The sequence below is a fragment of the Algoriphagus boritolerans DSM 17298 = JCM 18970 genome, assembly GCF_900108085.1.
Classification (GTDB): domain Bacteria; phylum Bacteroidota; class Bacteroidia; order Cytophagales; family Cyclobacteriaceae; genus Algoriphagus; species Algoriphagus boritolerans.
Genome location: NZ_FNVR01000009.1, coordinates 103446 through 117049 on the forward strand (window position 1 = coordinate 103446; position 13604 = coordinate 117049).

Consider the following 13604-nt stretch of genomic DNA (forward strand, 5'->3'; position numbering starts at 1 on the left):
TGCCAATTCTTGAATACTTCCTCATCTTCATCACTGCCCGTAGTAAGCTAAAGACCTATGCATCTTTTTTCAAAACGCTCTTTAGGTTTCCTTGTAAGATTAATCCGATATATGAATTAGGTTTTGTATGAGTCTATCCCGACGAATATCGGAAAGAACCTTTGGCGCAAAAAATCAGGCTTTTTGGATACCAAGGCTAGCATATCCAAGCTGACTCCTATCGTAGCGACTGAATTTGAAGCAGTTTATCTTCATTATAGAGTCTCTAATGGTTTGACTAAGCAGTGACAGAGTCTTTTCTGCCTTTAACAAAATACATTTCCAGTTTACCTTTATTTTTAGCATCTATCTCGCCTCTATATTCGCATTCAAAATTATCTTTGATCAAGTTATAGGTGGAATGAGAAATGTTGATTTTGCCGGCTTCTCCACTTTGTTCCATCCTGGCCGCGGTATTCACAGTATCTCCCCAAATGTCAAAGGCAAATTTTTTCATCCCCACAATCCCAGCAACCAGAGGGCCAGTATGGATTCCTATTCTTAATTCAAAAAAACTTCTATTTTCTTTTAATCTTGCCTCTTTAAGTTCCAACATGAAGTCCATAATATCCAATGCTGCAAGAATAACATTGTCAACCGAGCCATCGGCTATTTTTGGAATTCCCTCTACGCATAAGTAAGCATCCCCTATCGTCTTGATTTTTTCAAGTTTATGCTTTGTGATGATTTGATCAAATTTGCGGAAGCAAAAATCAATTTCCGCGACTAGTTCCTCTGGCTTTAGCATCTCGCTATGCCTGGTAAATTCTTTGAAATCTGTAAACATCACGCTCACCTGGTCGTAACTCCTTGCTTTGGAATGTCCTGTTTGTTTCAGCTCATTGGCAATATCCTGTGGAAGAATATTCAGTAAGAGGTCATCAGATTTTTTCTTTTCTTCCTGTAGTTCCTTTGTCCGTTCGGACACTCTTTGTTCTAATTGGTCATAGAACAGGGCGTTTTCGATGGAAATGGCAATTTGGGCTGTGAGCAGTTTGAGTAGAGCAAGTCTTTTTTCAGTAAATGCCCCAGTTGTCAGATCATTTGACAAATAAATAATCCCTTGAATTTTGCCATGGTTAAGAAAAGGAGCACAAAGAATGCTTTTGGGTTTATGGGTTTTGATAAATTCATCATTGACAAAAAGAGTACTTTCGAATGCATCATCCAAAATCACTGTTTCCTTAGTAATAGCTACATATTTGACGATAGATTCAGCAAGCTTTCCACAATTCTCCAAGGGCTGAGCATGTAATGTTTTGACTTCATCAGATTTATTTGAACTTTCCGCCTGCAGAAACAGCTTTCCATTGTTTTCTAAAAACAAAAAACCTTTCTCAGCCCCTGCATTTTGATTTAATAGTACCATCAACTTCCTCAGGAGGTTTTCCAAGACAATCTCTCCTGAAATAGTCTGGGAGGCTTTTATTACGGTAAGAATATCCACTCCTACCGCATCTGTGGTCGTATCAGCAAAAGTGGTAGACAGGGAACTTTCTGAATATCTTTTTCTAAAGTCAGAAGTAGACTTGAAGGCTAAATTGATTTGTTGTTGATATAACAAGTCCAGTTGATCGACTTTAGCTTCTGCTCCCCATTTCAAATACGTATATCTTGACCTGATGATGTAGGTCAGAGCTATATCTTTTTTGTATTGGGAGAGATAATACTCTGCAGCACATTCCGTGGCGATCGCTTCGTCATTGAGGTATCGCTGGGTATGGGCATGGTCAATAGCTTGGCAATAAAAATCTTCAGCTTTAGCCTTGTGTCCCCTATGTCTGTAATATTCGGCCATTACCAGCTCATATTTATGGAGATAGTTAGTTGGTGAATCTTTAGCCCACTTTTTCAGCTTACCACTGTATAATTTGAATTTTTTTGAAAAACTCTTGGGATAGTAATCTGCTGTTTGGATGAGTGTCAATGCTGCGAAAAAATAAAATTGAGGCGTATACTCCATTCCTACGACCGACTCAATCAATGGATCTGCCTCATCAAAGTACCTTCTTGCCTGATCATATCTCCGAAAATAATAATTACACATCCCCAGCATGAGGTTTCTTTCAAAAATAGCTGTGGTGTATTTCAACGTTTTAAACACCGGCATCAGATGGTCAGTAAAGTTCTCGGAGACCAGGCTTTCTTCAGGTGTAATATTTCCACTCAGTGATTTCAGAACAGGTATAAAAACATCGATCAGTAAAGTCACCTGATTTACTCCTAATTTTTCGCTTTGCTCTCTCATTGCTAGGAGATTTTGAGAAGTTATCTCAAGTGCTTCACCTGCAAAAAATGCATAACTGCAATAATGGTAAGCGTTCCAACCGCCGTATTCAAAATCTCCGGTCTCCAAGCCACTTTTATAGCCTTCGAGCAGGAATTGCTTGGTGTCCTTCAGGGGATTTTTCCATTGATAGATAAAGGCGTAAAAAACAAAGTATACCTTGGCCATCAATTCCGATGCGTCATATTTCTGCATCAATTGAAGCGCCAATCTTCCAAATTCATTTCCACTTTGCATATCACCCAAAGCACCACAGGACACCAATCCATAGGTGGCATACCCATAGGTGGAATACTTAGAATTGCCATAATTGAGTGACAGCTTCACTAAATTGAAAACAATAAGTGGAAACATACTGGGCATGGCAAGAAAGGCTGACGAAGTAGTACTAATGAGGATCCGCATAGCCGCCAGCTTTAGAGGATCACTCATCTCTGGCAATTCCAGTAGCTGCTGTGGTTTTTTCCTGCCTATGGCCCACTTAGCTTCGATCAGTCCCTTCATAATATCCAATTTGCCCGGATTTTTGGGCAAATTCACTCCTAAAAGTGCCAAAACTGACGTGGCTTCTTGAATGGCTTCCAACAGTTTGGATTCTGCAGCCAGGGCTTGGATTTTAATTTCAAGTGAAGGGATTTTATCAATCAGTTCTTTAGAAGATTGCTCCACTACTGACAGCTTGTCTTCCATTTGAGAAAAATCTTTATTCAGAAAAGCTGCCTCTACAGAAGCTGCATACAATCCATGTGCGAGTTCATAATGGTTGTTCCAGGCATCTTCCGGCAAAAGTGAAACCCCTGTATTAAGGTATACCAGCGCTGCTTCATAAGCATTGGAAGATTTTGCTTTAAATCCAGCCTTTCTGTTTAAGGCAGCTAAATCTATTCTCTCCTTTGGGTCTATGATAAGGGATTTGGAAAAATTTAAATGGTTTACGATGTCAAATAGGGCTTCCTCTTGTTTAGGATTGGTCGTTTTCAGGAGGAGCCTTCCGATTTTATAGTGGGTCGTTAGCAATTCATTCGAATCGAGTAAAATATAAGCAGCTTGCTGAACACGATCATGCAAAAACTTATATTTTGAAATTTCTTCTTCCGAATATGCATTTGGAATAACCAACCCCTCCGCAACAGCGATAGACAAATCACGTTTTACCTCCTCTTCTTTTCTACCCAGCAATTCTGAAATCATATTGACCTTGAAGCTAAGCCCAATCGTAGAGGCAATTTTCAGAACATTCTGTGTAGTAAAATCCAGTTTTTTTATTTTGGCAGACATCAGGTCTATCACATTATCTGTGAAACCTTTTTCTTTAATTCTTTCTATATCCCAAATCCAAGTGGCAGTTTTACTGTCAAATGAGAGCAGTGATTCGTCATAAAGTGAGCTAAAAAATTGGTTGATAAAAAATGGATTACCTGCTGTTTTATCAAAAATAATCCTGGCAAGCGGATTTATTTTATCCATCGAACTCTCAAGGGAATCAGCTACGAGTTGCTGAAGGTCTTGGTAGCCTAGTGGTGATAGTGTAATGTCATTTATTTCTACTCCGAACGCTCTGACCTGATCAAACATGAGACTCAACGGATGCGCCTCCGTCACCTCATTATCCCGGTACGCACCAATTAGAAAGAGATGTTTGGTTTCTTCGTGAACAGTGACGTGAAGTAAGTTTTGGATCAGGTTGATTGTAGCACTATCCGCCCATTGCATATCATCCAAAAAAACCACAAGCGGATGCTCAGCAGAGGTTAAGCTTTTTATGAAATTCCGAAAAACAAGTGTGAATCTATTCCTTTCAGCCTCGCCTCTAATCACAGGAGGTGGAGTTTGCTTTCCAATTATGAGTTCGAGCTCAGGAATCACATCAATGATCAATTGCCCATTTGGTCCTAAGGCATTCAAAAACTTCTCTTTCCAAGCGTCCAGACTTTCTTTTCCTTCTGTGAGAAACTGTTGAATCAGCTGTTTGTAGCTAGCTATCAAGGCACTGTAAGGCAGATTTCGCTGGTATTGATCAAATTTACCACTGATAAAATACCCTTTACGAGCAATGACAGGTTTGTGAATTTCCTGAACCAATGCAGATTTTCCGACGCCTGAGTACCCTCTGACCATTAAGATTTCCCGGCGACCTTCACACACCCTGTCAAAAGTGTCCATCAAAATTTTGACATCCTGCTCTCTTCCGTACAATTTCTCAGGGATGTAAAACCTGCTCGAAATATCCTGTTGCCCCAGTTCAAATAGTTTGTTTTTTTTGTCCGAATGGAGCGCTTCTTCACACTTTTTCAAATCTTGTAATAGTCCGAAAGTACTCTTGTAACGTTTTTCAGCTGTTTTTGAAATCAGCTTAGAAACGATTCGAGATAGCATTTCCGGAACATTGGGTGAAACTTTATGAATCGGTTTTGGCTCTATCGCTAAGTGAGCATGGATCAACTCAAGTTTGTCCTTTGAGGAAAATGGAGTAACTCCGGTGAGCATTTCATAAAATGTAATTCCAAGTGAATAGTAATCACTACGGTAATCAATCGTGCGATTCATCCTTCCGGTTTGTTCCGGTGAAATGTAATCCAAAGTCCCCTCCAATAAATTAACAGCACCTCCTTCTTGATTTTCCCTTTTCATTGAGGTGGAAATGTCAAAGTCAATGATTTTGATCTCACCTAAAGTGGGTAAATACAGAATGTTGGTAGGGTTAATATCTTTGTGGATCACATTCTGGGCATGAATATCACCTAAAGCCTCAGCTATTTTTTTTGAAATAATTAGAAACTCACCCAAGTCCATCCCATGCTTACCGATGAGGTTTTTAAGGACTATTCCATCGATATCTTCAGAAATAAGGTAGTACGTATCATTTTGAAAAAGGAGTTCGAGGTAGTTTATAGTGTTTGATCCCGAAAGCAATTGCCCAATGCTGAATTCATGCCTCAATCGATTGGTTTCCCTGGAAGAGTTAAAACTCCTGCGGGTTGTTTTAATTACCACTGAAAGGCCATCGGTATTTCTGACTCCTCGAAAAATCTCAGAATTTTCGCTTTTATATAAACTATCCTTAAAAGTATACCCTTCCAAAACTTCCATTATACCTTGATTTAATTAATAATAAAAATACACCTCATTGAGCAATTTAGACCTACTTAGACTATTATTCTTTGCCTGTAAAATGCACCTTGACAAGATTTTCCGAATAATTTAATATAGGCTCAATCAATTCAAAAGCCATCAATCCACCTACATAGAACGTGTTATTTTTGCCTTGCATCGCCTCTAGCTCGTCATAAAACCCCTCTTTGATGGCAAGGACAGGAACATGAGGGAAATAGGTCCAGCGGTCATGAGTGAATAAATCATCCTCCGAAACGACTCTACCCCATTTTAAAATTAAAGCCTCAGCCGCAGCGATGATCCCCTTTCTGTCAGGTTGGTCCCTTTCCGTAGTTCTTGAATAAAATGAAACCAAGGGATTGCCCGGAAACTGTTGAGTGACGACATAGGGATACCCAATTTTCTGAACTGGAAGAATATTTATAAGTCTCCTTTTCAAGGACAAATCTTTGATTATAAACGTAGTCATACAATATGGATTAGTGACTACTTTGCCAAAGAGGCGCTTTTCCTGATCAGTAAGTGAACAGGGTTTCCCCAGGTCTAGCTTATCTGAAAAAAGATTGGATACAATATTGAAGGTCAGTGGGACTGCTACGATCAAATAATCAAATTCCCGTACTTCAGTTCTTGTATTTTTATCATTCATATTGTGCTCAGGGACGTCAAAGTGAATAATAACCTCATTGCCCCGTTCTATTTTTTTTATTTCGGCGCTTTTGATGACTGTCAGATTCCAACTTACTTTCTGCCAAAATCGCTGAAAACCATAGATAAACCGTTTTGGCCATCGGGTGGGCAATCCAGCCCCGAATACCAGCATATTCCAGAATGTCGGAATACTCATGTAGGTCAAGGCATAGGGTGCAGGAATCTCGTCCAACCTCCCATATCCCATCAAGGAAATGGGAATCTCAAACAAAGGCTCGAGTGCTGTTAGCTTCTTATCCTTCAGCCATTCTTTAAATGTACAGGCGATCTCCGGATGCTGGCTTACCCCTGCAAATCCCGCTACGGGCAAATGCTTTTGAGCCCTTTTTCGTTCTATAAAATACCGTAGGGATTGCCATGCAAAACTGAAAAACGATGCATTCTTTGTGACATGCTGGAGTATGGTTCTGTATTTATCAGTTTTGGGATCATAACAGATTGCTTTGGTCTCAGTGTAAAGTTTCGCTCCTACATCCTTGGCAATTGCTAAAGTTTTTTTGTAGGCAGGAGTCAGGTAATTTGCTCCCAGGTCAAAAGATTTTTGTTCATACGTAATGGAGTTGCACAATCCACCAACTTCTGGAAGCTTCTCCAGGATGGTCACATCCGTGTAGCCGGCTTTTTGCAAATAATACCCAACGGATAATCCACTGGGACCTGCCCCGACTATACAAATTCTGCTACTTTTTGAAATTTTTGCCATGGTTGAAATAAAAGGTAAAGTCTGCTATCTTAACAAAAGTGAAATGGAATACTTCTAAACAGAGCCGTCCTCGGCTCGGGTATTTTGTCTATCGATTCAATTCTTTGGTTCAATAAACAGTTGAAAATAGTTGGCTTGAATTATTACAATAATCCTATAGAAAAATACATATTTTTATCTAATACCTATGGAAATCGAGCGAAAATATCCTTTTGAGAATGTAGTTTTCGAAGGTGGAGGTGTATTGGGAACTGCATACCAAGGCGCCTGGAAAATTTTGGAAGATTACAAGATTGCTCATCAGATCAAAAGGGTCTGCGGAACCTCCGCAGGTACTATTTCCGCCACCATGATTGCACTGGGTTACTCGGCGGAAGAATGTAAAACCATACTGATCGATGCTCCTTTCAACACATTTAAAGATGGCGGCCTATTGGGACTTTGGCGCTTTTTCTTTCGTTTTGGGTGGAACAAAGGGGATAAAATGGAGTCTTTTTTTGAAGATATCATCGAAAGAAAAACAGGTAATAGAAAAAGTACCTTCAAGGATTTTAAAGAAAAGGGATATAAGGATCTCCGACTTGTGGGGACAAATCTAACACAGAACAAGTCAGTCATTTTTTCACATACATGCACTCCAAATATGCCAGTAGCTGAAGCAATGCGAATATCCTCCTCGGTTCCATTATTCTTCGAAGCCAAATATTACAAGGGTGATCTTCATGTGGATGGCGGGTTGATGCGCAATTACGCAATCAGTGAATTTGACAAAAAACATCCTCCGCAAAACACCATTGGATTTTTCCTGACTGATCCTGAGCGAAAGGCGAAGCCTATCAAAAACTTGATTTCGTATAAAGAACACTTTATTGCATCCTTGAAAAATGGTTTGTATGTACAGATCAAATCCGAACCCCTGGACGATAATCGAACGGTCTTCCTCGATGATCTTGGAATCGGCGCTTTGGATTTTTCTATCTCAAAAGAACAAAGATTGGCGTTAATGCAACAAGGCGAAAATGCTACTGAAGAATTCTTGAAAAACTGGCCCGATAAAAAACCTACAACCAGCCTTATGCTATCGGAATGCTCCTAGGATTTTTGAATTTCCACAATGTTGCCATGAAAATCATACTCGATCCTTCTTGGTAAATGGACCGTGGCGATTGGCCCTTTGTCTACTTCCATGGCATCAAATATTGTCAGGCGGCTTTTATTCTCCTTCGTGTCGTATACGACATTCATCAAATACCCCTCTCCCTCAGGAGAATCAGCGTGTTTTGGAGTGAACACCGCTTCCCCGGTGTAGCAATCCTCACCAAACCAGTAGCGTTGTTCTTTGCCAGTTTCAAAATTATGATGAATCAACGTATTCCAGAGTCCATCATTTTGCTCCCCATTTTCCAATCTGACATAATAACCATGCGCATGTTTTTTTGTAGCAAATCGCTCATCCATGTTGGGGAATTCTACTGGCTTTTCAGTAAGAATCTCTTCTTTCAACTCACCGGTAAGTCTATTCAAACGCCATCTCACCAAGATTGCTACAGGATCCAATGAAAACGGGGGACTTGGATTTTCCGTCCCTAAATCAAGAAGTGGAATTCTGGAATATTTGGCCACATCTGTCACCAGCCAATCTCCCTCCTCGTACATATTCATATTATGAAAAACCCAACATAGGGGAATTTCAAACCATTTAACATCCGAATTTTTTCCATTTCTGGGCATGACACCCAACCGAGCACCTTTCTCCGGCATCCATCGAAATGGCTCTCTAGTTCCGACATTCTTAATGTCAAATAAAGCCGGCATATGATAAAACATGACAAAATTTTCACTCAATCCAAAAGCATGCATCATCACGCCGTAAGGAACATCGATTGGCTCATAGCTGATGATCTTGCCTGCAGCATCTATTTTATAATATTGAAAAAAGGGAGGGAGGGCATTATAACCCATTGTGAAAGTCTCATTGGTAAAAAAATCCGTGAGCGGATGTGCGATAGAAGGGCCTTTGAGCTTGTTTTCGTAATTATAGATCCCTATAGTCTGCATGTCAGCGTTGATCTCATAAGGCTGACCAATCTCATCCAAGGCTAATAGCCTATCTCCTTGCTTCAATACATTTGTATTGGCTGCGTTTAGAATACTGGCAATGCTTTCATATTGGGATCGATTGGGCCCTTTTCCCAGAATGGTTCGGACACCAAGCTTGAGCAGGTTAAAAAAGCCAAACTTCAGTGCAATCCACCCTGAAAAAGAAGTTGACATCCCGGATCGGATTCCACCAAAAAGCGCTTTCCCGGCTTTATCCTCCAGTTTCCATTTTTTTGTTTGCACAAAGCGGTTTTTATACCTCACTTTTCCGTTTTCGAAATAAAATGCATTCATCATTCCATCCCCATCAAACCAATGATAGTATTTCATATCACGTGGCTTAAACCTTGGATTTGGGCCTGTTCGGATCAGCATTTTTCCGTTCAATTCGGGAGGAATAATCCCTTCAATTCTTAGATCATTAAATTCCTCCTCATGTACTTGGGGAGAAAAATTACCTTTGAGATAGGCATTTGAAGTTGGACCGAAAGACTGGATTACAGACATATTTTTGTATTTATAAACCAATATACTCTTTTTGAAGAAATAGTATTTTGGGAATAGTAAAACCGCTAAAAAATCAACTACTTATTATTTCAAAAATCCTTAAGAGATAAATTCTGCTACAGCGCTAATAAAATAGTCCGTTCTAAAAATGTTTTTTGTATGATTCCTAAAATAGGAATAGGCTGCCTTTTTCAAGACAGCCTATTACTTTGTTTTTCTATTTGGAATTTACTTGTACAATCCATTGAAAAGCATTTTGAAGGTCCCATGAGACTGGCCTCGAAAGGTAATCTCAGGACCAAATGCATACAACTTTCCTTTTCCAATCTGAGCTTCAAAGGCAGTCACACCATTTTTGAGGTATTGCTGACCCCAAGCCCATCCACTTTTTAATGGCTCTTCGGTTCCAAACCAAGCCAAAGGCTTTACACCCTGTAAAGCCGCATCGGGAGAAAGCTTAAAGACTGGACTATTATTAAAAAGCACATTTGCTTTCTCACCCATGCCATAATTAGCAGGAGAGGAATTGTCCACGTACATTTCTAACACACTTCCGGGAATATAATATTTATCTCCCGTCAATAACTTTTCTTTACCATCAGCAATCTCTACTAAGGCATTTGAAACAGGAAGATCTAGGTGATAAGCAAGCGATGTGGCTGCTCCGACAGTAATTACTTGGCCCCCATTTTCTAAAAAGGATTTCAGTTGAGGGACGGATTTGTCCATAGACAGTCTGCCAATCATGTGATGAAATTCAGCAGGAATCTCCTCTTTTTTTGGCTGGCTACCGCTGCCATATCCACCGGATGCGCCCGGTATTCCTGGGCCAATAAATAAAATCACATCGTATTTTTCATTCAGATCCCCTCCATCTATCTCTTGAGGGAATATTTGCTGGTAGTCAAAATGATACTGCTCCATCATCCATCTCACCCAGCCGGATGGCATCGAACCTCCATAGTAATCGTAAAGAGCAATTCGAGAAGGCTTAACTTCCTTAGATCCAGCTGGTATACCTTTTCTTACCACGGCTTTGATACCGTAGCTTTTTGTGATCGTCTCCAATTCTTTTTTACCAGAGGCGGGAACATAAAAAGATCCCGAAGGAAGTCTATTGCTAAGCTCATTAGTTCGATAGACTTTTACTTTCGCTTTAAGCAAATCATTAACTGCCATATAGGAATCATTTACCCGAGCATCGAGTAGATATCCTGAAGCATTTGGTAGAGTCGTTGGTTCTGGTGAAAGCAACTGTCCATAAGCGACTCTTTCAAATGGTCCGTCAAACCCTTCCATAATTCGATCCACGGCAACGCCCATCTGCAACGCGAGCGTCCAGCCAGCTGCGTCATACGGCCGAATTGGAGGACCTCCTGGATAAAGGAAGTCATTTGGATGATCCTGGGGTTCAAACATATCCAAAACGTGTGGTCTGAAAGCCTGGGCAGTCTTGACGACATAAGATCCCTTTGGATAATTTTTTCCTGCTACAGAAAAATCTGCTGTTGCCTTGTGAACCGAAATACCGGATTTGATCAAGGCATTCAAAAACTTAATCGCGGTCGAGAAGTCCGGCTGATCCGCAGAAAGAATATAGCCACGTGGGTCTCTTTTCGTGGGGTCTTTATAGACAGAATCATAAAACTGAATAGGCAAACCTGATCGATTGCCAAAATATGCTTCTTCAGCGTCATCGTCAGCCTTTTTCCTCTGCGAGGCATCAAATGTATCCTGAATCGCCTGCGAGTTTTTTGGATATCGGGTCCAGGTATCGGTATTTCCCCGATCAATGGATTTTTTACCCATCAAATAAAAGTTATACAAAAGCTCATCTCCATGTCTTACGGCGTGATTCAGAATTGCATAATTGAGTGAGACAGAATAATCGATTGATCTTCGAAATGGCCAAGGACCAGGAGTCACAGGATAGGGCGTACCATTATTGGGAATTAATCGATCCGGAACCAATGGAATCGAATAGGGAGAAGGGCTACCAACGATTTCGGTCAAAATCCCGATCATGTTGTGATAATATGGGGTTGTTCTCAAGCCACCGTTCCACCAAGTGGAGAATACTGAACCATCCAGACGGGTATAACCTGGCTTATCCTCCACATGCAGCCGGTTAATCATAGCAGCACCCACAGCATCCAGACTTGTAATAATCAATGGATCAAATACATGATTAAAAGGATCACGGTACGGAGGCCCAGCCACGACGGTTCCCGCAGGACCGGACTGATGATGATTGTAAATGATCTGTGGAAGCCATTCCACATATTGTTGCAGCGAAATATTGGTCGACTCAGACATATTGTTCATGTAAAAGTCACGGTTGTTATCATGACCTACATATTTCTGATAAAGCACAGGGATGTTTTGTGCTCTTTTTGTCTTGTCTTCATTTCTCATGTACCAATCCGACATGATTTCCATTCCATCAGGATTGGCATGTACCAAAAGAATGATGACCTCATCCAAAATTTTCAGAGTTTCTTCATCATTTCTCGATGCCAATTGATAAAGTGTTTCGATCAGTTGTTGAGCACCCACTACCTCATTCGCGTGCAAGCCTCCATCGATCCAAACTACCGGTTTACCTTCCTTAGAAAGGGCACGAGCCTCAGCTTCGGTGATTTCCGCACGACCCAGTTTCTGGGATATTTCCTTGTATCGATCGATTTGGTTAAAATTTTGGGGAGCGGTGATAATCATCATAGGCTGGGATCTGCCAAATTCAGTTTTCCCGATTTCGACGAGTTTCACGCGGTCACTGGCCTCATCCACTTTTTTGAAATAAGCTTCAGCTTGACTGAAATTCGCCAGCATGTATTCATCTCCGATATCAAATCCGAAATGGGATTGGGGAGAGGGAACAGTTTGGGCTTTCGCCAAGAAGGGAAAGGTCCCAATGAATAGGAATAGAAATAAAATTTGTTTCATAAAGTCGGGGTTAAAACGAGCTTTTGGTAAAAATAATCTTTAACCCAAGTATTCAGACCATAATTGAATCCTTAAGGAAAAAAATTACAGGATCGGTCAAGTTTTGGAGATTAGTTGATCTGTGTTTTTAAAATAAAAGAAGTCTCGTGGGATTTTTTTCATTATTGCTTTGATCCAAAGGTTTGATTTTAGCCTGTCCGTCAAAAATCCTTACTTTTGTCATTAATTCCTTTCTTTTAGCTCCAAAAAAAAATCCACCATGTCCGAGGTCAAAATCTTTGCAGGTACTAACAGTCTTCGATTGGCAGAAAAAATTGCCAAGAATTATGGAAAAAAATTAGGCGATCTGACGATGTCTAAATTCAGTGACGGAGAAATGTCGCCGAGTTTCGATGAATCAATCAGAGGTTGCACGGTATTCATCATTCAGAGTACCAACCCTCCAAGTGATAATATTTTGGAGCTCTGCCTGATGATCGATGCCGCCAAGCGTGCCAGTGCTTACAAGGTTTGCGCAGTTATTCCCTACTTTGGTTATGCCCGCCAAGACCGTAAAGACCGACCCAGAGTTTCGATTGCTGCAAAATTGATTGCGAATATGCTGACCTCTGCCGGAGCGGATCGAATCATGGCCTGCGATCTGCATGCCGGTCAAATTCAGGGTTTTTTCGATATTCCCTTGGATCATTTGAGTGGATCTGCTATTTTTGCACCCTATTTGAGCACGCTCAAGCTTCCGAACATGATTTTCGCAGCTCCTGACGTGGGAGGCGTAGCAAGGGCGAGATCTTTTGCGAAGCACTTTGAAGTAGAAATGGTCGTCTGTGATAAGCACAGAAAAAGAGCCAACGAGATTGCTTCCATGCAAGTAATCGGTGATGTAGAAGGAAAAGATGTCATACTTGTTGATGATTTGGTCGACACCGCGGGAACACTGTGTAAGGCTGCTCAAATTATCATGGAAAAAGGTGCCACATCTGTCAGAGCCATTGTCACACATGGCGTTCTTTCAGGCAAAGCCTATGAAAACATCGAAAATTCTGTTTTGGAAGAACTGGTCATCACTGATACCATCACACTCAAACAGCAATCCTCAAAAATCCGGGTATTGTCGGTAGCGGAATTATTCGCGAAAGCCATTCACGCTGTCATAGGGAACACTTCGATCAGTTCTCTTTTTATTTAAAAACCAATTTA

6 protein-coding genes are annotated in these 13604 nt (G+C 40.7%); 2 read left to right on the forward strand and 4 right to left on the reverse strand.

Annotated features, from left to right (window positions below):
- Positions 1–277 precede the first annotated feature (277 nt).
- Positions 278–5416, reverse strand: a complete 5139-nt coding sequence (locus tag C4S61_RS10390; protein ID WP_103924736.1) for an adenylate/guanylate cyclase domain-containing protein — start codon at positions 5414–5416, stop codon at positions 278–280.
- Positions 5417–5480: 64 nt separating this feature from the next.
- Positions 5481–6854: an NAD(P)-binding protein gene (locus C4S61_RS10395; RefSeq protein WP_103924737.1), complete on the reverse strand. Its 1374-nt coding sequence runs from the start codon at positions 6852–6854 to the stop codon at positions 5481–5483.
- Between the two features lie 187 nt (positions 6855–7041).
- Here C4S61_RS10395 and C4S61_RS10400 point away from each other — a divergent pair, with 187 nt between their 5' ends.
- A complete protein-coding gene (locus C4S61_RS10400; RefSeq protein WP_103924738.1) occupies positions 7042–7950 on the forward strand; it encodes a patatin-like phospholipase family protein in 909 nt (302 codons plus the stop codon).
- Here the strand turns inward: C4S61_RS10400 and C4S61_RS10405 are convergent.
- Positions 7947–9461 (reverse strand): carotenoid oxygenase family protein, encoded by a 1515-nt coding sequence (locus C4S61_RS10405; protein WP_103924739.1) that lies wholly within the window; start codon positions 9459–9461, stop codon positions 7947–7949. The two genes, C4S61_RS10400 and C4S61_RS10405, sit on opposite strands and share 4 nt — an antisense overlap.
- Before the next feature lie 228 nt (positions 9462–9689).
- Positions 9690–12407 carry a M14 family metallopeptidase gene (locus C4S61_RS10410; protein WP_103924740.1) on the reverse strand — a complete coding sequence of 906 codons (2718 nt, stop codon included), beginning with the start codon at positions 12405–12407 and terminating at the stop codon, positions 9690–9692.
- Positions 12408–12666: 259 nt separating this feature from the next.
- Here C4S61_RS10410 and C4S61_RS10415 point away from each other — a divergent pair, with 259 nt between their 5' ends.
- The gene (locus C4S61_RS10415; protein ID WP_103924741.1) at positions 12667–13593 is read left to right on the forward strand and encodes a ribose-phosphate pyrophosphokinase; all 927 of its coding nucleotides are present in this window, start codon (positions 12667–12669) and stop codon (positions 13591–13593) included.
- Positions 13594–13604: the final 11 nt, after the last annotated feature.

Coding starts and splice junctions, on each gene's coding strand:
- C4S61_RS10390 (WP_103924736.1), bottom strand. CDS start 5,416: ATGGAAGTTTTGGAAGGGTATACTTTTAAGGATAGTTTATATAAAAGC.
- C4S61_RS10395 (WP_103924737.1), bottom strand. CDS start 6,854: ATGGCAAAAATTTCAAAAAGTAGCAGAATTTGTATAGTCGGGGCAGGT.
- C4S61_RS10400 (WP_103924738.1), top strand. CDS start 7,042: ATGGAAATCGAGCGAAAATATCCTTTTGAGAATGTAGTTTTCGAAGGT.
- C4S61_RS10405 (WP_103924739.1), bottom strand. CDS start 9,461: ATGTCTGTAATCCAGTCTTTCGGTCCAACTTCAAATGCCTATCTCAAA.
- C4S61_RS10410 (WP_103924740.1), bottom strand. CDS start 12,407: ATGAAACAAATTTTATTTCTATTCCTATTCATTGGGACCTTTCCCTTC.
- C4S61_RS10415 (WP_103924741.1), top strand. CDS start 12,667: ATGTCCGAGGTCAAAATCTTTGCAGGTACTAACAGTCTTCGATTGGCA.